Consider the following 20,536-nt stretch of genomic DNA (forward strand, 5'->3'; position numbering starts at 1 on the left):
TCAGCTCCTTGCGAGGGGTGCGGGTCGGTTGGGTTGGCGGATGTCGATCACGGGGACCGAATCGATGAGACGTCGGGTGTACGGATGCTGCGGCCTCGCGACGATCTGGGAGGTGAGACCGTCCTCCACGATGCGGCCGTGGTGCAGCACGACGAGCCGGTCGCTCAGGGCGGCGAGCGAGCCGATGTCGTGCGAGATCACCAGCATCCCGAGCTGCTCGTCGCGGCTGCGGCGCAGGGCGATGAGCGCCTGAACGACCCGATCCCGGCTGGCGGCGTCCAGTGCGCTCACCGGTTCGTCGAGCACGAGCAAGCGCGGCTGCACGACGAGCGCCCTGGCGATCGCGGCGCGCTGACGCTGACCGCCGCTGAGCCCGGCGGGCAGCCTGGTGAGCAGCTCGGCATCCAGGCCCACGGCCTCGACCGCGGCGTCCACGCGCTCGCGGGCCTGGTCCGCCGGGATGCGCGCGATGCGCAGCCCCTCCGCGATCGATTCGCCGATGCGGATGCCGGGATCCAGCGACCGCAGCGGGTCCTGGAACACGTACTGCACGGTGCCCGAGCGCCGCCAGCGCCGCAGGGCGCCTCCGCGCAGCCGGGTGATGTCCTGCCCGTCCACGAGCACGCGGCCGTCCGCCGCGTCGACCGTGCGCAGCACCGCCTTGGCGAGCGTGGTCTTGCCGGATCCCGACTCGCCGACGACGCCGACGACCTGGCCGGCGCGCAGTCGCAGCGACAGCCGGTCGAGCACGCGCACCGGCCCGTAGTCGACGGACAGGTCCTGGAGGTCGAGCAGCGGACCGCGGCCTTCGTCGTGCGTCATCGCAGGAACCTCTCCAGTCCGTACGCCGCGTGCGCGGCGAGCAGCGAGCGGGTGTACGGATGCCCCGGCGCATGCAGCACGCGCGAGGTCGCCCCGCCCTCGACGACGCGGCCGTCCCGGAACACCAGCACGCGCTCGCACACCTGCGCGACCACCGCGAGGTCGTGCGAGACCAGGATGAGCGCCAGCCCGCGCTCGCGCCGCAGCCGGGCGAGCAGCTCGAGCAGCTCGGCCTGCACGGTCACGTCCAGCGCGGTCGTGGCCTCGTCGGCGATGAGCACCGCCGGGTCGGCGGCGAGCGCCATCGCGATCAGCACGCGCTGAAGCATCCCGCCGGACAGCTCGGCGACGCGCTGCCGCAGCACGAGGTCGACGCGGCGGATGCCGAGGTCGTCGAGCAGTTCTCGCGCGCGCGACCGCGCCTGGGCCCGCGGCACGCCTGCGGTCACCCGCAGGGTCTCCTGCAGCTGGGCGCCGACCGGGATGGCGGGGTTCAGGTAGGACGCCGGATCCTGGAAGACGGCGCCGATGCGCGTGCCCCGCACGGACCGCCACTCCCGCTCGGATGCCGCGGTGAGGTCGCGCCCCTCGACCTGCACGCTCCCTCCTGTGACGGAGAGCCCCTCGGGGAGGATGCCCAGAAGTGCGCGGCAGGTGAGGGTCTTGCCGCTTCCGGACTCCCCCACCACCCCCAGTGCCTCGCCCGGTCGCACCGACAGCGAGACGCCGTGCACGAGCTCCGTCCCGTCGGCGGCTGCGATGACCAGCCTGTCCACGCCCGCGACGGCCGCGCGGACGGAGGAGCCCTCGTCGAACGAGGGCGACAGGGGTTCGCGGTTCCAGGACGATCGCGATTCTGAAGGAGAATCCTGGGCCGTGCGTCCTTCAGAGCGGCGATCCTCCTTCAGAAGGATGCGGGGTCCGAGGGCGTCAGACATCGGCGGTCTCCTTCCGGTTCGCACCCGCCCGGCGCCGCACCCGCGCCGTGCCGGTGCGATCGCGGACGGCATCGGCGAGCAGGTTCAGCGCACCGACGGTCAGCACGATGGCCAGCGCCGGGGCCAGGGGCCCCTCCGGTCGCTGGGCGAGGTAGCCCAGATCGCTGGCCAGCATTCCTCCCCAGGTGGGGGCCGGAGGCTGCACGCCGATACCGAGGAACGTCAGCGAGGCGACGGCGAGCAGAGCAGAGCCCAGCGCGCTGATCCCCGCGACGACCAGCGTCGGAGCCACCTGCCGCCAGGCGTGCCGGCCGAGCACCCACCAGGCCGATGCGCCCAGCAGGGTGGCGGCCTCCACGTACTGCGCGTCGCGCACCCGCAGCGTGGCGGCGCGCGAGATGCGGAAGAACCCCGGGGCGATGAGAAGTCCGATCGCGGTGGTCGCCTGCACGAGCCCATTGCCGAGCAGCGCCGCGAACACGATGGCGAACAGGATGAACGGCAGCGCCAGCAGCGCGTCGACGACCCGCAGCGCCAGCCATTCGGCCGGTCGGGGCAGGAAGGCGCTGAGCGCCCCGGGCAGGGCGCCGACGAGCAGCCCGATGAGCGCCGCCGCGAGCGCGCTCAGCAGCGAGGCCGGCGCACCGGCGAGCAGCCGCGACAGCACGTCACGGCCGAGGTAGTCGGTGCCGAGCAGGTGCGCGGGCGAGGAGCCGTGCAGTGCGAGCGCGGTGTCCTGGGCCAGCGGGTCGTACGGCGCGAGTGCGGGGCCCGCCACGGCCAGCACGGCGACGATCGCGACCAGGCCGAGCGCGAGGCGCACGGTCCAGGCACCAGAGCGGGAGGCGCCGGAGCGCACAGGGCCCGAACCCAGAGGGGCGGAGGGGCTCATGCGGCGTTCCTTCCGGTTCCGGTGCTGCGGCGGATGGCGAGGTTGATGACGACGCCGGAGACCACGACGACGGCGATGGCCACCAGCAGCACGCCCTGCACCACCGGCACGTCGCCCTGCAGGGCGGAGGTGTTCGCCAGACGCCCGAGCCCGGGCATCCCGAAGATCACCTCGGTGATGACCGCGCCGCCCACGAGCCGCGGCACGTGCACGCCCAGCGCGCTGAGCGCGGGAGCGGTGGCGTTCGGCAGCGCGTGACGGAACACGATCCGCGCAGGACTCAGGCCGTGCACGCGGGCGCCGATGACGTAGTTCTCGGTGAGCGCGCCCACCAGCGAGGTGCGCAGCTGTCGCGCGATGTCGGCTCCGGCGTCCAGGCTGAGCGCCACCGACGGCAGCACCAGGCAGGCGAGCCAGGCGCCGACGTCCTTCGTCGGCGGAACGTAGCCGGCCACCGGGAACAGCGGGATGGCGTGACCGAACAGCAGGATCAGCGCGATCGCGACGACGAACGCCGGAACGGTGGTGGCGATGCTGCTGAGCAGCGTGACGACCCGGTCGAGGATCCCGCCGCGGTTCACCGCCGCCAGGATGCCGAGCGCGGAGCCACCGACCAGCGCGCACAGCGTGGCCCCGGTCGCGATCGACAGACTCACCGGGAACGCCTGCGCGATGCTCGTCGAGACCGGGATGGTGGTGAACCAGCTGGTGCCCAGATCGCCCGTCAGCGCCGCGCCCAGCCAGTCGAAGTACCTCACGAGGAAGGGCCGGTCCAGCCCGAAGACGTGGTTCAGCCGGTCGATGTCGGCCTGGGTCGCGACCTCGCCCAGGGCGACGGCGGCCGGGTTGGAGCCGGATGCCGCGCCCAGGGCGAAGGTCGCGAAGGTCGCGATCACGAACACCGTCGCCGCCGTGGCCGCCGTGGCGAGCACGCGGCCCGCCACGGCGAGCAGCGGATGCGGGGCCGGGGCGGTGCTCCCCGCATCCGGCCGCGCAGCGCGCGCTGCGCCGGCGGCGGGCCCGGTCTCCGTGCCCGGCTCGGTGACGACGGTCATGGTCAGCCCTTCACCTTGACGTCTTCCCAGCGCTGCACGTCGAGCCAGTGACGGATGCCGGTGACCTTCGACGGGTGCGCGAGGATGCGCGGCCAGCTGAACAGGAACGTGTTCGGCTGCAGCTTCACGCCGAGCTCCACCGCGTGCTGGATGCGCTTCTCGTACTCCGGGGAGTCCGTGGGCGTCGCCCGTGCGGCATCGATGGCGGCGGTCAGTTCCGCCGGCGTCTGCCGGCCGAGGTTCATCAGGCCCTCGGGTCCGTAGAGCACCTCGAGCGCCTGCAGCGGCGACTGCCGCCCGGAGAAGCTGTCGAGCACGAACGGATGGGTGCGCTGCACGTAGTTCTGCGAGATCGCCGTGGCGGGGAGCACGTTGAGCTTCACGTCGATGCCGGCCTTCGCCCACTGCGCCTGCAGCACCTCGGCGAGCGCCGTGTCGTCCTCGCTGAGCGCGAGCTCCAGCTTCAGACCGTCCGGATGCCCGGCCTCGGCGAGCAGCTTCCTGGCCGCGGCGACGTCGTACGGGTACAGGTCGTCGAGGCTCTTGTCGTGCGCGGAGTAGCCGTCGGGGAATGGCTGCCAGTTCGGCGTGCCGCGACCGAAGTACGCGGCCTTGATGAGGGCCTTGCGGTCGGTCGCATGACTGATCGCCTGCAGCACGCGCTGGTCGTCGAAGGGCGCGACCGTGCTGTTGACGTCCAGCGCCCGCACGGTGAGCGCCTTGATCTCCTCGACGTCCAGGCCCGCGCCCTCGGCCGCCTTCGCCTGCGAGGGCGGGATGATCGCGACATCCCACTGCCCGGTGTCGATGCCCGCGACCACCGTCGCGTCGTCGGTGACCGGCACCACGTGGAACTGATCGATGAAGATGTTGTCGGCGTTCCAGTAATGGTCGTTCTTCTGCAGGTCGGCGCGGGCGTTGGGGACGTACTCGGTGAGCTCGAACGGCCCCGAGCCCTCCGGCTGCGTGGCGAGCGAGGCGACGTCTTTGAACGCGGCGGGGTTCACGATGAACCCGGTCTTGCCGGCGAACAGGTAGGGCACCTGGTAGTCGGCCTGATCCAGATGCACGGTCACCGTGTTCGCATCCTTCACGTCGACCGAGGTCACGATGCGCAGCTGCCCGGCGAGGGTGGAGTTCTCCTGGTCGCGGCCGCGTTCGAGGTTCTCCTTGACCGCCTCGGCGTCGATCGGGCTGCCGTCGCTGAACTCGGCGCCCTTGCGCAGGTGGAAGGTGATGGCGGTGCCGTCGGCGCTGTAGTCCCAGCTCTCGGCGATGCCAGGGACGACTTCGCCGGCAGGGTCGAGCTGGGTGAGTCCGTCGTAGACGAGGGCGAGCGCGTGGGTGTCCCAGCCGGCGGTCGAGGTGACCGGATCCCAGCTGGTCGGCAGGCGCCAGCCCCAGGTGAGCGAGGTGGTCTCCGAGGGTGTCGCACCCGCCGACGCGCTGCAGCCGGCCATCGCGAGAGTCGCGACGGCGAGCACGGCGAGGGCAGGGAGTCGGTTGTGTGAGGTCATGGCAGTGAAGCTAGGAGCGCGGAACCCGGCTCCACAAGCGATCTGAAGCGCGAGGTCACGGTACGCAACAGTTCGACACATCCGAGGCGCACCGGAGCACGTGTCCCGAAGATGGAACGCATGAGTTCCGAGCCCGCCGCCGTCTTCAACCCGCCCTCCCGCGTCCGAGGGACGCTCGCGCTGGTCGCCGGGCGCGATGAGACCGCCGCGGTGTACCGCCGCTTCGGATCGCGCATCAGCGCCGACGGGTACGCGGTCGGTGTGTTCGGGACCGCGGATGCGGCCTCCGGCTGGCTCTCCGCGCAGGACGACGCCCCTCGCGTGCTGGTCGGCTCCGACACCGGAGCGTCGGCGGTGCTCACCGCCCTCACGCATGGCGACGTCGCAGACGCGGCGATCGTCGCAGGCGTCGTGGTCGACGCCGAGCGCACTCCGACGGATGCCGAGCGCACGGCGTGCCCGGTGCACCTCGGCGTCCTCGCGGAGCAGCACGGCGACCACTCCGAAGGAGACGTGATCGCGTCCCTTCCCGCGCCCGCCGACCTCGCCGCGATCGCGGTGCCGGTGCTGGCCGTGCACGGCGGGGCGGATCCCGTCTCTCCGTTCGCACAGGCCACGGCGGCGCTGACGTCGATCCCGGACCTCGAGGTCGTCGAGACCGTGGGCGGCCTGCACGACGCCCTGAACGATGCGAGTCATCGCAGCGTGGCCGCGAGCATCGTGCTGTGGTTGGAGCGGCTCCGCGCCGGCGACGTTCACGAGCCGGTCATCCGCCGCGCCGTGCCCGCGCGCGAACGGGGAGCTGCAGCATGACCGGGGGATTCGCCACGACTCAGGTGCAGGGCGGCTATGCGGTGGGTCTCCCCTCCTTCAGCGCCGTGCCACCCATCCATCAGACCGCCGCCTACGAGTTCTCCTCTCTGCAGGAGGCCGCCGATCTGTTCTCGCTGCGCAAGGCGGGCATCATCTACAGCCGAAACGCCAGCCCCACCCAGCAGATCCTCGAGGAGCGGGTCGCCGCCCTCGAGGGCGGTGCGAGCGCGGTCGCCGTCGCATCCGGTCAGGCGGCCGTCGCCGTGACCCTGCTCGCCCTCGCGGGTCGCGGCGGGCACATCGTCGCCGCCGATCAGCTCTACGGCGGCACCGTCGACCTGCTGCAGGAGACGTTCGACGATTTCGGCATCCCGGTCACCTTCGTCGATCAGGATGATCCGGATGCCTGGCGGGCCGCCGTCACGCCGCAGACCAGGGCGCTGTTCGCCGAGACGGTCGCCAATCCGGTCGCGCAGGTGCTCGACATCCGCCTGATCGCCGACATCGCCCATGAGGCAGGTGTGCCGCTCGTCGTGGACAGCACGGTGGGAACCCCTGCGCTGATCCGCCCGGGCGATCACGGCGCGGACTTCGTGGTGCACTCGGCGACGAAGTTCCTCTCCGGTCACGGCACCTCGCTGGGCGGGGTGGTCGTCGATCAGGGCACCTTCGACTTCGGCGCGGAACCGGAGCGCTGGCCTCAGTTCACGGCCCCCTACCAGCGGTTCGGAGAGCTCGTGCTGTGGGAGCGCTTCGGGCAGGGGCAGGCCTTCGCAGCCCTGGTCAAGTCCAAGTACGTGCACGACCTCGGGCCCTCGCTGTCGCCGTTCAACGCCTGGCAGATCCTGCAGGGCATCGAGACGCTCGACCTGCGCGTCACCCGCCAGTCCTCGAGCGCGCTGGCGATCGCACAGCATCTGGCGCAGCATCCGGCTATCTCCCGGGTGAACCATCCCGGCCTCGCGGGCAGCCCGTGGCACGCTCTCGCTCAGCGCTACCTGCCCAAGGGGGCGCCCTCGGTGTTCTCCTTCGACGTGGACGGGCCCGAGGACGAGGCCCCGGCGCGCATCGCCCGGCTGGTGGACGAGTTGAGCGTGTTCCGCCTGGTCGCGAACCTCGGCGACGCCCGCTCCCTGGTCGCGCACCCCGCATCCATGACCCATTCGCATCTGACCCCCGCCCAGCGTGCGGCGGCGGGCATCTCGCTGAACACCGTGCGCCTGTCGATCGGGATCGAGGATCCCGCCGACCTGATCGCCGACCTCGATCGCGCGCTCGCGATCGCCTGAACGCCGCACTCTGAACCCGAAGCACCAGGAGGACCCTCATGGCCATCGACCTCGGATACTGGACGCCCGTCTACGGCGGGTTCCTGCGCAACGTCCGCGATGAGGGCCGCATGGCCGCCACGTGGGAGTACATCCGCGAGGTGTCGGTGAAGGCCGACCGCCTCGGCTTCCACACCACGCTGGTCCCGGAGCTGTATCTGAACGACCGCAAGGGCACGGATGCCCCGAGTCTGGAGGCGTGGTCGCTGTCCGCGGCCATCCTCGCCGCGACCGACCGTCTGCGGGTGATGACGGCGGTGCGCCCCGGGTTCCACCTGCCTGCCGTCCTGGCCAAGACCGTGTCCACGCTCGACAGCATCGCTCCAGGGCGCGTGGCGCTGAACGTGGTCGCGGCGTGGTGGGCGGAGGAGGCACGGCAGTTCGGCGGAGTCTTCCCCGCGCACGACGCCCGCTACGCCCAGGCGACCGAGTTCGTCGAGGTGCTGAACGGGCTGTGGGAGCGCACTCCGTTCACCTACCGCGGCGACCACTACGACTTCGACGGCACGATCGTCGAGCCCAAGCCCTCCAGCCACCCGGTGATCTTCGCGGGCGGCGAGAGCGACGCCGGCCGGGAGGCGATCGCGGGCTTCGCGGACGCGTACGTGATGCACGGCGGCACGCTCGATGAGGTGCGGGCCAACGTCGCCGACATGAACGCCCGCTCCGAGCGCCTGCACGGCCGGCCGATCGCCGAGTTCGGGATGCCCGCGTACGTGATCGTGCGCGACACCGAGGCCGAAGCGCAGCGTGAGCTGGACCGGATCACCACCGTCGACCCGAACTCCCCCGGCTACGCCTCCTTCGAGCAGTTCAGGCAGAACTCGAACCTGTCGCTGGAGCTGTCCCGTCGGGAGTACTCGGTCGGCACGCGCGGCCTGCGCCCGAATCTCGTCGGCACGGCCGAGCAGGTCGCCGAGCGGATCGACGAGTACGCGGACGCCGGCATCAGCCTGCTGCTGATCCAGGCGTCGCCGCTGGACGAAGAGCTCGACCGCATCGCCGAGCAGGTCTTCCCGCTGGTGGGTCAGCGCTCGCTGGCGACAGCCCCCTGAGTCCCCTCTCCTGCTTCTGAGCGAGGAGCGGAGCGACGAGACGAAGGGCGCACGGGAACCTCGCGCGAGACGGACGGCGACGCCCGATACGCTGATCCCATGACCGGTCTTCGTTGGGGCATCCTCGCCACGGGCGGCATCGCCGCATCCTTCGCATCCGACCTGCGCGCCGCGGGACACGACCTGCAGGCGGTCGGCTCCCGATCGCAGGAATCCGCCGACGCGTTCGCCGCGCGCTTCGACATCCCCCGTGCGCACGCCTCCTACGAGTCGCTCGTCGCCGACCCGGACATCGACATCGTCTACGTCGCGAGCCCGCACCCCATGCACCACGACAACGCCCGGCTCGCGCTGGAGCACGGCAAGCACGTGCTCGTCGAGAAGGCGTTCACCGTCACGCAGGCGCAGGCCGGGGACCTGCAGCGGATCGCCGCAGAGAAGGGCCTGGTCGTCATGGAGGCGATGTGGACCCGCTACCTGCCGCACATGGTGCGCCTCCGCGAGATCATCGCTGACGGCACGCTCGGCGAGATCCGCTCGGTCATGGCCGACCACACGCAGAGCCTGCCCACCGATCCGGCGCATCGCCTGAACGCGCTGGAACTCGGGGGCGGTGCACTGCTGGACCTGGGCATCTACCCGATCTCGTTCATCTGGGACGTGCTGGGCGAGCCGGCCACCATCCTGGCATCCGCCCGCCTGATCGAGACGGGAGCGGATGCCGAGGTCGCGACGGTCATGACGCACGCCGGCGGCGCGGTGTCGACCAGCGTCTCCTCCTCCCGCGCGGCGGGCCCGAACGCCGCCTACGTGGTCGGCACCGAAGGGAGGGTCGAGATCGAACGGTTCTTCTGGGCGCCGAGCGTTCTGCGCGTCTTCTCCACCGACGGAACGTTGATCGAGGAATTCGACGGTCGGATGCCGGATGGCGGGCCGCGCGGCCTGCACCTCGAAGCCGCCGCCGCCGAGAAGGCAGTCCTGCACGGCGATCCAGCAGGTCCTCTTCTGGCTTTGCCGATCGCCGAGTCCGTCGCGATCATGGGCACGCTCGACGAGATCCGCCGGCAGATCGGGGTCGTCTACCCGGGCGTCGACGACGCACCCCTGCGGGGAGAGGCCCGCTGATCATGGCGGAGACGACCGGACGAGTCGCGGTCTACCTCGACTTCGACAACATCGTGATCTCCTGGTACGACCGGGTGCACGGCCGCAACGCCTATGGCAAGGACCGCCAGAGGATCACCGACGACCCGCACGACGCCGAGGTGGTCGAGCGGCTCAAGCAGGCGATGATCGAGGTCGGCGCGATCATCGACTACGCCTCCTCGTTCGGCACTCTGGTGCTCACACGCGCCTACGCCGACTGGTCGTCACCGGTGAACGCCGAGTACCGCTCGCAGCTGGTGGCCCGCGCGGTCGACCTGGTGCAGCTGTTCCCCGCAGCGGCGTACGCGAAGAACGGCGCCGACATCCGCCTGGCCGTGGATGCCGTCGAGGACATGTTCCGGCTGCCCGACCTCACCCACGTCGTGGTGGTCGCCGGCGACAGCGACTACGTGCCGCTCGCGCAGCGCTGCAAGCGGCTCGGCCGCTATGTGATCGGGGTGGGGGTCGCCGGTTCCACGGCGAAGTCGCTCGCCGCGGCCTGCGACGAGTTCGCGACCTACGACTCGCTGCCCGGCGTGGTGCGGCCGAAGAAGGATGCCGCGCCTGCCGGCCAGGCGAAGGATGCCAAGGCGAAGGCCGATCAGAAGCCGGCGACCACTCGTCGATCGAAGGCCACGACGAAGCCCGACGAGCAGGGCGAGGCGACGCTGCTGCTGGAGCGCGCTCTGCAGCTCGGCCATGACAAGGCGGATGCCGACGAGTGGCTGCACGCCTCAGCGGTGAAGACCCAGATGCGCCGCATGGACCCCTCGTTCAGCGAGAAGGCGCTCGGCTTCCGCTCCTTCAACGACTTCCTCCGTTCGCGCGACGACATCGCGGAGCTCGAGGAGAGCGGGCACGAGCGGCTGGTGCGCCTGCGCGAGCGGTGAGGCATCGCCTCACTGGTTCGAGAACGCCGCGTCGAAAGACGCCGCAGGCTGCGGCCACAGCAGTGACCGCACGTACGTGACCGCCTGCGCCGCGCCGTGCAGGCGGTCCATGCCGGCATCCTCCCACTCGATCGAGATCGGTCCGTCGTATCCGATCGCGTCGAGCGCACGGAAGGCGTCCTCCCACGGCACGTCTCCGTGACCGGTCGAGACGAAGTCCCACCCGCGCCGCGGGTCGCCCCACGGCAAGTGCGAGCCGAGCACGCCCGCCCTGCCGTTCTGCGGCCGCATCCGGGTGTCCTTGCAGTCGACGTGGTAGATGCGGTCGGCGAAGTCGACGATGAAGCCGACTGGGTCGATGTTCTGCCACATCATGTGCGAGGGATCCCAGTTGAACCCGAACGCCTCGCGATGGTCGACCGCCTCCAGCGCGCGCACCGAGCTCCAGTAGTCGTAAGCGATCTCGCTGGGATGCACCTCATGCGCGAACCGCACACCCTCGCCGTCGAACACGTCGAGGATCGGGTTCCAGCGGGCGGCGAAGTCCTCGAAGCCCGCTTCGATCACCGACGCAGGCACGGGCGGGAACATCGCCACGAACGGCCAGATCGACGACCCCGTGAAGCCGACGACGGTGTCGACGCCGAGCTTGCGCGCCACCCGCGCGGCGCGCTTCATGTCCTCGGCGGCGCGCTGTCGCACGCCCTCGGCCTCGCCGTCGCCCCACACGTAGTCGCGCAGGATCGCCTGATGGCGGAAGTCGATCGGGGCATCGCAGACCGCTTGACCCGCGAGATGGTTGGAGATGGCGAACACCTTCAGGCCGTGCCGATCGAGGATCTCGCGTCGTTCGCGTGCGTACGCGTCGTCCTCGTCGGCGCGCTTCAGGTCGAGGTGGTCGCCGGATGCCGCGATCTCGAGGCCGTCGTAGCCCCACTCCGCGGCGAGCCTGGCGACCTCCTCGAATGGCAGGTCTGCCCACTGACCGGTGAACAGCGTGACGGGATGGGTGCTCATGCGCTCTCCTTCGGATAGTTCTCGGCGATCCACGACCAGCTCGCCCTGGCGCTCGCGAACGGCTCCATGCTGGGCTTGTCGACCTCGATCAGCACGGTGCCGTCGAAGTCCTCGGGCAGCTGAGCGAGCGCCGCGGCGATCGGCACGTCGCCGAGCCCCGGCTCCAGGAAGAACCGCCGGGCCATGACGTCGAAGTAAGGCGTGCGGTCATCCCGCGCCTCGGCGGCGAGCGCGAGGTCCATGTCCTTGACGTGGAGATCCGAGATGCGGTCGGCGTGCGCCGCCACCCAAGCGACCACATCGGCTCCCGTCCACGCCAGGTGCCCGAGATCCGGACCGGCCGCGAGGATCGATGCGGGCACCGCGTTCAGCACGTGCTCGTACTCGTCCTCGGTCTCGATCCAGGTTCCGACGTGATTATGCAGCGCAGGCGTGACGCCCTCTGCGGCGAGCACCTCTGCCGCCTCGCCGATGATGTTCGCGACACGGTCGAGGCGCGCTGCGTCGAAGGCGTGACCGATCGCCGCGGCCTCGTCGATCCGCGGGCGCCCCGGCGCCATGTCCGCCGCGAGGAACACGCGGTCCAGACCCATGAAAAGGCTCTCCTCCGCGCGGCGCCGGATGCCGTCGAACCACCGGAAGTGCGCCTCGTCGTCTCCGGCATGATCGCGGCCGAACTCCTCGGGCAGGCCGATGTGCACGTAACCGGGGGTCACGCGGAGCCCCGAAGCCCCGACCACGCGGGCGTACGACTGCAGCGTCTGTGTCGGCAGCACCTCGAGCATGACCGACGAGAAACCCGCGTCGCGCACCTGCTGCAGCACGACCGGCTGCCGCTCCAGGAACCGCGGGCGGTCGAACTCCCAGCCGACGCTTCCCGGCTCGCCGGTGGAGTCGCCGAGCGAGACGGTGATCCACTGCAGCGTGTTCAGTGAGAAATGGTCTTGCGTGAGTGCCATCGCCGTCTCCTCTCAGTCCGTGAGCTCGTCGACCCAGCGGGCCGTGTGCCTGGCGCTGTCCACCGGATCCATGCTCGCCCTGTCCACCTCGATGATGACCCATCCGCCGAAGTCGGCGGGCAGGGCCTCGAGGATGCCGGGCAGGTCGAGCTGCCCCAGTCCCGGCTCACGGTACAGCCCGAGATCCGTGGCGCGCTCGTAGCTGAGGCCCTCGTCGCGGCTGCGCCGGGCGATCTCGAGGTCGAGGTCCTTCAGGTGCAGGTCCTGCACGCGGTCCGCCCAGCGCGCGATCGTGTCGCGCGCCGAGATACCGGCCCACTCCAGGTGCCCGATGTCGAACGACGCGCCGAGCCGCGACGCATCGATGCTGTTCAGCACGTGTTCGTACTCGTGCTGCGTCTCGATCCAGGTCCCGACGTGGTTGTGCAGCCCGGGGCGCACGCCCTCGGCGACCAGGACGCCGACCGCCTCGGCGATCATCTCGGTCTGCTCGTCGAGCCGATCCTGCGAGAAGTCGTGCCCGACGGCCGGCTTCTGCCAGCGCACGCCCTGCTGGTTGACCTCGGCAGCCAGGAAGATGGTGTCCAGGCCGAAGAAGTTGGACTCCTCTGCCTTGCGGCGGATCCCGTCGAACCAGTGGATGCGCTCGAAGGAGCCCTTCTGCAGCCGGTCGCCGTGGTCGCTGGGCAGCGGCACCTCGGCGTAGCCCGGGGCCAGCTCCAGTCCCGATTCCTCGACCATCCGCGCATAGCTCTGCAGGGTCTGCGTGTCGAGCACCTCCATCATCGTGGCCCGGAATCCGGCATCCCGGATCGCGCCGAGCACGTCGGGGTACTCGGCGACGAACGCCGGGTCGGCGAAACGCCAGAGGCTGGCGCTGTCGAGGTCGGCCGGGTCCTCCTTGACGTTGATCCACTGGATCGCGTTGAGGGCGAACCTCAGGTCCTTCACGGGCATGGCGGAGCCTTTCTGGTCGGTTGTGGTGGTCGTGCGGCTCTGCCGGTCACTTCAGTCCGGTGGCGGCGACGCCCTGGATGAAGTACTTCTGCAGGAAGAGGAACAGGATGAGGATCGGCAGCAGCACGATCACCGCGCCGGCGAGCAGCAGGCCGAACGAGATCGTGTTGGAGGCCTGCGACGCGACCGAGAGGCCGACGGGCGCGGTGTACGTGCCCTGGGACTGGGCGACGACCAGCGGCCAGAGGAAGTTGTTCCAGGAGCTGAGGAACGACAGGATCGCGACCGTGGCGAGGCCCGGTCCGGTCAAGGGCAGGAAGATCCGGAAGAACAGCCGCGCCTCCCCCGCGCCGTCCAGGCGCGCCGCCTCCATCAGCTCGAACGGCACCGAGTGCGCGAACTGGCGCATGATGAACACGCTCAGCGGCAGCACGAGCACCGGCAGGACGATGGCGGTGAGCGTGTCGACGAGCTTCATCTGCACGACGACCATGAACTGCGGCACGAACAGGGCCACGTAGGGCACGATCATCGAGCCGATGACGAGCGGGAAGACGATGCCCTTCCCCCGGAAGCGCAGCTTGGCCAGTGCGTAGCCGGCCATCGCACTGAAGATCACGTTGCCGATGACCGCGACGGCCGACACGACGAGGCTGTTGATCATGTAGTGCCCGAAGCCGCGGTCGGCGAACAGCTGCACGTAGTTCTGCACCTGGAACGCTTCGGGCAACCACGCACCCGGGCTGTGCAGGAACTCGGACTGTGTCTTGAACGAGCCGAAGACCACCCAGACGAAGGGCAGCAGCATGAAGACGGTGATCGCGGCCAGCGCCGCGTAGGTCAGCGCCTGGCGGGTCGGAGATGGAGTTCTCAATGTTTCGGCCTCAGCATTCGGAACTGGATGATCGCGACGATGCCGACGAGCAGCAGGAGCAGCACGGAGCCCGCCATGGACGCCGAGATGTTGCCGAACCCGAACTGCTCGTACACCCAGAGGGCCATCGACTTCGTGGAGCCGAGCGGCCCGCCTCTGGTGAGCAGGTACGGCTCCTCGAAGATGTTCAGGAACGACACTGTCTGCAGCACGGTGACCAGCAGGGTCGTCGGCCGCAGCAGCGGGAGAGTGATCGACCACAGCATCCGCCAGCGACCAGCGCCGTCGGTGGATGCGGCCTCGTAGATCTCCTCGGGCACGGCCTGCAAGCCGGCCAGGAAGAGGATCATGCAGGTTCCGGTGGTGCGCCAGACGCCCATCATCACCACGGTGGTGATGGCCCATCCCGGCTCACCGAGCCAGTTCGGCTGCGGCAGACCGAGGCCACCCAGCGCGTTGTTCATCGGACCGGAGATCGAGAAGGCGTACTGCCAGATCACGGCTGCGGCGACGATGTTCGTGATGACCGGCACGTAGGCCGCGGCGCGGAAGAAGGTGCGCAGCCGCCGGATGCCGCGGTTCAGCATCAGGGCGAGCGCGAACCCGAGCCCCATGCTGAGCGGCACGCACAGCGCCACGAACATGATCGTGTTGAGGAACGCGCTCTGGAATGCCGGGTTCCCGAGGATCCGCGCGAACGCGTCCAGCCCGGTGAAGTTCACCCCGAGCGGATCGCGGATGTCGCGCGCGGTCATGTCGGTCATGCTGGCGCCGACGGCCAGGACGGTCGGGATCGCGGTGAACAGCGCGAACAGCACCAGGAATGGTGTCAGGAACACCCAGGCGGCTGCGGCCTCCGCCCTGGTGCCCTCATGCGATCTCCTGCTGCCGCGGAGGCGCCGCGCGGGCGCCTCCGCGGTGGTCAGGGCACGGGTTGCCGTGGTGGACATGGCGTGTCAGCTGCCCGTGCCGATCGACTCGGCCTGCTTCTGCGCCTCGTCGAGGGCGTCCTTGGCCGAGACGCCGCCGCGGACGACCTTCTCGATCTGCTGCCCGATGACGTCGCCGACCTGGGTCCAGGTCGAGACCTTGGGAAGGGTGACTCCGGTCTCCAGGCCCTTCTTGACCGTGTCGAGCACCGGGTCGTCCTGCATGGCGGGGTCATCCCACGCCGCCTTCAGGGCGGGCATGTTGTGGAAGATCTTGTACCACTGCACCTGGTTCTCGGGCTGCGACATGAAGCGCGTGAACTTCCACGCGGCATCCTTGTTCTTCGAGTCCGTCGGCACCAGCCAGCTTCCGCCGCCGACCGTCGTCGCCTCTTCGCCGCTCGGGCCGGCCGGCCCGACGGCGACGCCGATGTGCTCCTCGGCCCAGCCCTTGCCGTTCGCATCGTCGAACCAGCCGATGAACCACGGGCCGCCGTCGATGATCGCGGCGTTCTTGCCGGTCGTGGACCACGAGACGGTGTCGAGGAACTCGGGGCCGTCGGGCGAGGCGAGCCCGTCCTTGATCAGACCGGACCAGTACTCCAGCGCCTCGACGTTCTCGGGCGAGTTGATTGTCCAGGTCTTCTGGTCGTCGGAGATGAAGCCGCCGCCGTTCTGCTTCGCGAAGGTGAGCAGCTGGCGCGCGGTGTACGAGTCGTAGTTGACGTAGAGCGCGAGCGGGAACTCGACGCCCGACTCCTTGAGCTTCTCACCGAAGGAGCGCAGGCCGTCCCAGTCGGTCGGCGCCTCGGCGCCGGCCTTCTCGGTCAGGTCCTTGCGGTAGATCGTCATGTCGGCGTAGGCGTACCAGGGCACTCCGTAGGCGACGTCGTCGATGACCGAGTTGTCCCAGATCGCCGGGAAGAAGTCGTCCTTGTTCACGAGGCCGTCCGGCACCGCGTCGAACCCTCCGGTGGAGAGCAGGCCTGACTGGTGCTCGGTGAACGAGTAGATCAGGTCGGGAACCGTGCCGGCCGTGATGGCCGCCGTCATCTTCGACACGAAGTCGGTGTCGGGCACCTGCGTCATGTTGATCTTGAGGTCGGGGTTGTCCTTCTTGAACTTCTCGAACATCTCGGGCAGCTTCGCGCCGTCGGCGCCCTCCGCCCAGATCTCGAGCGTCCCGGTGGCGGGCTTGTCGTCGATCTTCGGGCCGTCGGCGCCGGACGACCCGGTGCTGTCGCCGCCGCGGCCGCAGCCGGTGAGCAGCAGTGAGGCGGAGGCGACGATCGCGACGCCGGCGGCTATGGCCTTCCGGCGACGCGGGGAAAGGGTGTGCATCGCTATCAACTCCTTTGTTGTCGGGTGGTGCTGTGTTCGGGTGGGGGTGTCGGTGGTCAGAGCCGGGAGCTCAGCGCGCGGGCGATGCGCACCGAGATCGTGGCGCCGGTGAGGGTGGCGTTGCAGGTGAGCGCGGTCGGGATCACGCCGTTCCCGGCGAGAGACAGGTTCTCGAAGCCCCACACGCGGCCGTCCGGGCCGACGACGCTCGTGCCGTCGTCGGCCGCCCCCATGCGGACCGACCCGGTGTAGTGCAGGGATGCCCCGGGCGGGAGGATCTCGGAGTCGCCGTCTGGGAAGGAGCCGATCGCGTTCGCCGCGGCCCGCTGCACCTGCATGGTCTGGCGGATCACGTCCATGTCCTTGTCGGAGTAGGAGAAGTGCACGGTCATGTGGGGCATGCCCAGGGCGTCGGTGAGTTCATCGGAGAACTCGATCCGGTTCTCGGGTCGGATCTCGGTCGCGCAGTACCAGCCGACGCCGAGCAGGTGCTGGCCTTCGAACTCGCGCTCCATGAGCTGGCCGTGCGCGGGACGCTCGGCTCCGATCGACGGACTCCAGTAGGAGCCGATGAACGGCTCGCCGGCCGGCGGTGTAGGGATGTCGGCGTCGGTGAGACCGAGGCGCGCGGCGTCGATCACGACGTCTCCGTCGATGGATGCGTGCTCGTTGAGCCGCACCCCGAGCGCCTCGGGGCGGATGCCGGATGCCCACAGCAGCTGCGGCGTGCGCAGGGCGTCGCCTGCGACCAGCACCTCGCGCCCGTGGAACACGATCTCCTCACCGCCGACCAGGTCTCGGGCGACCACGCCGGTGACCCGGCTGCCGTTGTGCTCCAGCCGGGTGACGAACACGCCGGTGCACAGCTCGAGGCCCGGCTCGCTGGCGTCGAACAGGTAGGGCGCGATGTCGCGCGGGCCGGTGCGGGCGAATGGCCGGTCGGCATGCGGCACGCCCGCCATCGGCATGTACCCGAACTCCCGTTCCGGATCCGGGCTCGGCACGGCGGCCCTGATGGCCTCGAAGATCGGCTCGGTGAAGGGGTTCTCGACGAGCGGCCCGACGTAGGTGCGCAGCAGGCTGCGGGCGGTCTCCAGATCGGCGTCCCACTCGTCGCGCGGCAGGAAGTCGGGGACCTCCTCGGCGTAGGGCCAGGGCGTGGCCGCCGTCCAGTGCACGCCCATGCCGCCGATGTTCCACGCGAGCGAGGCGCCGGGGAACTGTGCGAAGTTGTGCCCGAAGAACGCGGCGGGGAACACGCCGGTCGACGACGGGTCCCAGCTGTCGCCCTCAATGCTGTTCATCGAGGCGGCGCCCTTGACGTACTCGATCTGCCGCGCACGGCGCATGAGGTCCTCGTAGGAGGCGTTCATGGCGTTCTCGTCGACCTCGACGAGGTGCTCGCCGTCGACTCCCGTGATGCGTGAGCCCGCCTCGAGCACGAGGATCCTCGCGTCGGGATTCCGCTCGTGCACCTCGCGGGCGATGATGGTGCCGTTCGGCCCCGATCCGACGATGACGAGATCGTAGACGTCTGACATGCTGCTGTTCCTGTTCGGTTCGAGAGGTGGGTTTCAGGTGTCGAGGGCGCCGACGTCGATCCAGCGCTCCTCGCGGGCGGCGAGGAGGACCGCCTCGGTCAGCTGCGCGGCGCGCACGCCGTCGGCGAAGGTCGGAAGTCCGTCGGGCTGTTCGCCTGCGACCGCGGCATAGGCGTCGGCGACGAATCCGTTGAAGGCGTCCTGGTATCCCTGGGCGTGCCCGACGGGCACCCGCGAGAACCGTGCGACGCCCTCATGGGCGGTGCTCGGGTCGCGGAAGAGATGCCGGTTCTCCTCGCGTCCGCCGACCCAGAGCTCCTCGGGACGCTCCTGGTCGAAGCGGATGCTCGCGTCAGCGCCGTGCAGCTCGAGCGTGAGGGCGTTCTTGCGTCCGGCGGCCATCTGCGAGATGAGCAGCGTGCCGATGGCGCCGGAGGCGAGTTCGACGAGGATCGCGACGGCGTCCTCGTTCGCGACGGGGTGCCCGCCGCGCTCGTCGAACACCCGACGGGTGCGCGCGGTGAGGCGGACGATCCGGTCCCCCGTCACGAACTCGAGCAGGTCGCAGAGGTGCGAGCCGATGTCGGCGAAGGCGCGCGAAGGGCCGCCCGATGCCGAGGTGGCCCGCCAGTCGTCGTCGGTGGGCAGCAGCATCCAGTCCTGCAGGTAACCGCAATCCACCGTGAGCAGGGAGCCGATCTCCCCCGCCGCGATGCGTGCCCTGGCTTCACGGACCATCGGATGGTAGCGGTAGACGAACGGCACGGCGGCGACCACGCCTCGTTCCGCGGCCGCATCCGCGAGTGCGCGCGCGTCGACGAGGGTCGTGGCGAGTGGCTTCTCGCAGATGACGTGCTTGCCCGCGGCGATCACCTGCAGGGCGAGCGAGGCGTGGGTGGCGTTGGGCGTGCAGATGTGCACGATGTCGCTGTCCCCCGCCAGCAGCTCTTCGACGCTTCCGACGGCGCGGCCGATGCCCAGCTGCTGCGCCGCGCGTTCCGCACGCTGGGGCGATGAGCTGGCGACGGCTGCCATCGCGGCTCCGGCCGCGCGCGCCGCGCGACTGTGCACCTGGGCCATGAAGCCCCCGCCGAGGAAGCCGGATCGGATCATTCCGACGCCGGTGTCAGTGACGTCCGTTGTCATGCGGATGATCCTGACACAGGTTCACCTACTTTTGCTAGTCCTTCGTCAGAAGTTTTTTGTCAGAAATCAAATGTTGCGCATCAGCGCACCGGAAGTGGTTAACTGAGGTCCATGAGCGACGCCGACCGACTGTCCGCCGGCGCGTCCCCGGGAGCCGGCGACATCCTTCAGCTGCTCCTCGACGGGCACGCCCGCACCAAGGCCGACCTGGTGCATCTCACGGGCCTGGCCCGCTCGACGGTCTCCTCCCGCGTCGATGCACTCGTCGCGTCCGGCCTGGTCATGCCTGCGGGCGAGGGAGCCTCGACGGGTGGCCGTCCGCCGTCCCGCGTCGCCTTCAATCCTCGCGCGGGCGTGGTCCTCGCGGCTGACCTCGGCGCCTCGCACGCGACCATCGCGCTGTCCGATCTCGGTGGCCGCATCCTGACACTGAGCACTCAGGACCTCGACATCAGCGCCGGACCTGTGCCCGTGCTCGACGCGGTCCTGACGGAGGGGCGCCGTCTGCTGGAGGGTGGTGAGGCGCGTGGGATCCGGCTCGTCGGCGTGGGCATCGGCGTCCCGGGACCCGTGGAGCACTCCACGGGTCGCCCCTACAATCCCCCGATCATGCCCGGGTGGGACCGCTTCGATGTCCCCGGGTACGTGCAACGGGCGTTCGACGTTCCCGTCCTCGTCGACAACGACGTGAATGTCCTCGCCCTGGGCGAGCAGGCCACGAGCTTTCCCGACGCGACGGACCTGGTGTTCGTGAAGGTGGCGACCGGCATCGGCGCCGGCATCATCGCGGGCGGGCAGTTGCAGCGGGGAGCGCAGGGGTCGGCGGGCGACATGGGCCACGTCCGCGTGCCCTACTCCCCCGAATCCACCCGTGCCCCCGGCGAGGAGCGCGATCTGGAGGCCCTCGCCAGCGGGTCCGCGATCGCCGAGGCGCTCCGCGGCCAGGGCATTGCCGCAGACAGCAGCTCGGACGTCGTCGAACTCGTCCGTGCCGGTAACGTGACGGCGATCGAGGCCACCCGGCAGGCGGGCCGCGACGTCGGTGAGGTGCTCGCGACCGTGGTGAACCTGCTGAACCCTTCGATCATCGTGCTCGGTGGCAGCATCGCGCGCGCCGGGGAGCACCTCTTGGCCGGAGTCCGTGAGGTCGTCTACCGGCGGTCGATCCCTCTCGCGACCCAGCACCTCGCGATCGTGCAGACGCAGGCGGGCGAGCGCGCGGCCGTACTCGGAGCCGCCATCATGGTCGCGCGCGAGGTGCTCTCGCCGGTGAACGTCGACGCCTACATCACGTCCGTGCGCTAGCTCACGGGCTC

General features: G+C 70.1%; 19 protein-coding genes. 6 read left to right on the plus strand and 13 right to left on the minus strand.

What is annotated here, in order from left to right:
• From ACTJJ4_RS14955 to ACTJJ4_RS14975, 5 genes are read right to left on the minus strand one after another with little or no spacing between them, the layout of a single operon-like run.
• Complete coding sequence (locus tag ACTJJ4_RS14955; RefSeq protein WP_440944053.1) at positions 1-822, minus strand: ABC transporter ATP-binding protein; 822 nt, start codon at positions 820-822, stop codon at positions 1-3.
• Positions 819-1,760, minus strand: a complete 942-nt coding sequence (locus tag ACTJJ4_RS14960) for an ABC transporter ATP-binding protein (protein WP_292701002.1) — start codon at positions 1,758-1,760, stop codon at positions 819-821. Before ACTJJ4_RS14960 ends, ACTJJ4_RS14955 begins: the two co-directional genes overlap by 4 nt.
• The gene (locus tag ACTJJ4_RS14965; protein ID WP_440944054.1) at positions 1,753-2,652 is read right to left on the minus strand and encodes an ABC transporter permease; all 900 of its coding nucleotides are present in this window, start codon (positions 2,650-2,652) and stop codon (positions 1,753-1,755) included. Before ACTJJ4_RS14965 ends, ACTJJ4_RS14960 begins: the two co-directional genes overlap by 8 nt.
• Complete coding sequence (locus tag ACTJJ4_RS14970) at positions 2,649-3,707, minus strand: ABC transporter permease (RefSeq protein WP_440944055.1); 1,059 nt, start codon at positions 3,705-3,707, stop codon at positions 2,649-2,651. The genes ACTJJ4_RS14965 and ACTJJ4_RS14970 overlap by 4 nt, the downstream gene beginning before the upstream one ends.
• A 2-nt stretch (positions 3,708-3,709) precedes the next feature.
• The gene (locus ACTJJ4_RS14975) at positions 3,710-5,224 is read right to left on the minus strand and encodes an ABC transporter substrate-binding protein (protein ID WP_440944056.1); all 1,515 of its coding nucleotides are present in this window, start codon (positions 5,222-5,224) and stop codon (positions 3,710-3,712) included.
• 120 nt (positions 5,225-5,344) lie between these two features.
• On the opposite strand from ACTJJ4_RS14975, the gene ACTJJ4_RS14980 reads away from it, so the two are divergent.
• From ACTJJ4_RS14980 to ACTJJ4_RS15000, 5 genes are all read left to right on the plus strand, one after another.
• Entirely contained in the window at positions 5,345-6,037 is a 693-nt protein-coding gene (locus ACTJJ4_RS14980; RefSeq protein ID WP_440944057.1) for an alpha/beta hydrolase, read from the plus strand.
• A complete protein-coding gene (locus ACTJJ4_RS14985; protein WP_440944058.1) occupies positions 6,034-7,326 on the plus strand; it encodes an O-acetylhomoserine aminocarboxypropyltransferase/cysteine synthase family protein in 1,293 nt (430 codons plus the stop codon). The genes ACTJJ4_RS14980 and ACTJJ4_RS14985 overlap by 4 nt, the downstream gene beginning before the upstream one ends.
• A gap of 38 nt (positions 7,327-7,364) precedes the next feature.
• A complete protein-coding gene (locus ACTJJ4_RS14990; protein ID WP_440944059.1) occupies positions 7,365-8,420 on the plus strand; it encodes an LLM class flavin-dependent oxidoreductase in 1,056 nt (351 codons plus the stop codon).
• 99 nt (positions 8,421-8,519) lie between these two features.
• Positions 8,520-9,545, plus strand: a complete 1,026-nt coding sequence (locus ACTJJ4_RS14995; RefSeq protein ID WP_440944060.1) for a Gfo/Idh/MocA family protein — start codon at positions 8,520-8,522, stop codon at positions 9,543-9,545.
• A gap of 2 nt (positions 9,546-9,547) precedes the next feature.
• Positions 9,548-10,456, plus strand: coding sequence for an NYN domain-containing protein (locus ACTJJ4_RS15000; RefSeq protein WP_440944061.1), 909 nt, complete (start codon positions 9,548-9,550; stop codon positions 10,454-10,456).
• Positions 10,457-10,465: 9 nt separating this feature from the next.
• Here ACTJJ4_RS15000 and ACTJJ4_RS15005 read toward each other — a convergent pair whose 3' ends face one another.
• From ACTJJ4_RS15005 to ACTJJ4_RS15040, 8 genes are read right to left on the minus strand one after another with little or no spacing between them, the layout of a single operon-like run.
• Positions 10,466-11,473 (minus strand): sugar phosphate isomerase/epimerase family protein, encoded by a 1,008-nt coding sequence (locus ACTJJ4_RS15005; protein WP_440944062.1) that lies wholly within the window; start codon positions 11,471-11,473, stop codon positions 10,466-10,468.
• Entirely contained in the window at positions 11,470-12,432 is a 963-nt protein-coding gene (locus tag ACTJJ4_RS15010) for a sugar phosphate isomerase/epimerase family protein (RefSeq protein ID WP_440944063.1), read from the minus strand. Before ACTJJ4_RS15010 ends, ACTJJ4_RS15005 begins: the two co-directional genes overlap by 4 nt.
• A gap of 12 nt (positions 12,433-12,444) precedes the next feature.
• A complete protein-coding gene (locus ACTJJ4_RS15015) occupies positions 12,445-13,389 on the minus strand; it encodes a sugar phosphate isomerase/epimerase family protein (RefSeq protein WP_440944064.1) in 945 nt (314 codons plus the stop codon).
• A gap of 46 nt (positions 13,390-13,435) precedes the next feature.
• Positions 13,436-14,263, minus strand: a complete 828-nt coding sequence (locus tag ACTJJ4_RS15020; protein ID WP_440944065.1) for a carbohydrate ABC transporter permease — start codon at positions 14,261-14,263, stop codon at positions 13,436-13,438.
• The gene (locus ACTJJ4_RS15025; protein ID WP_440944066.1) at positions 14,260-15,213 is read right to left on the minus strand and encodes a carbohydrate ABC transporter permease; all 954 of its coding nucleotides are present in this window, start codon (positions 15,211-15,213) and stop codon (positions 14,260-14,262) included. The genes ACTJJ4_RS15020 and ACTJJ4_RS15025 overlap by 4 nt, the downstream gene beginning before the upstream one ends.
• Before the next feature lie 6 nt (positions 15,214-15,219).
• Positions 15,220-16,533: a sugar ABC transporter substrate-binding protein gene (locus tag ACTJJ4_RS15030; protein WP_440944067.1), complete on the minus strand. Its 1,314-nt coding sequence runs from the start codon at positions 16,531-16,533 to the stop codon at positions 15,220-15,222.
• A 56-nt stretch (positions 16,534-16,589) separates the two neighbouring features.
• Positions 16,590-18,074 carry a GMC oxidoreductase gene (locus ACTJJ4_RS15035; RefSeq protein WP_440944068.1) on the minus strand — a complete coding sequence of 495 codons (1,485 nt, stop codon included), beginning with the start codon at positions 18,072-18,074 and terminating at the stop codon, positions 16,590-16,592.
• 33 nt (positions 18,075-18,107) lie between these two features.
• On the minus strand, positions 18,108-19,220 hold the full coding sequence (locus ACTJJ4_RS15040) for a Gfo/Idh/MocA family protein (protein WP_440944069.1): 1,113 nt from the start codon (positions 19,218-19,220) through the stop codon (positions 18,108-18,110).
• A gap of 111 nt (positions 19,221-19,331) precedes the next feature.
• Between ACTJJ4_RS15040 and ACTJJ4_RS15045 the strand changes: the two genes are divergently transcribed.
• Positions 19,332-20,525 carry an ROK family protein gene (locus tag ACTJJ4_RS15045; protein WP_440944070.1) on the plus strand — a complete coding sequence of 398 codons (1,194 nt, stop codon included), beginning with the start codon at positions 19,332-19,334 and terminating at the stop codon, positions 20,523-20,525.
• Positions 20,526-20,536 lie beyond the last annotated feature (11 nt).

The organism is Microbacterium sp. 22195 (assembly GCF_052056515.1).
Classification (GTDB): Bacteria; Actinomycetota; Actinomycetes; order Actinomycetales; family Microbacteriaceae; genus Microbacterium.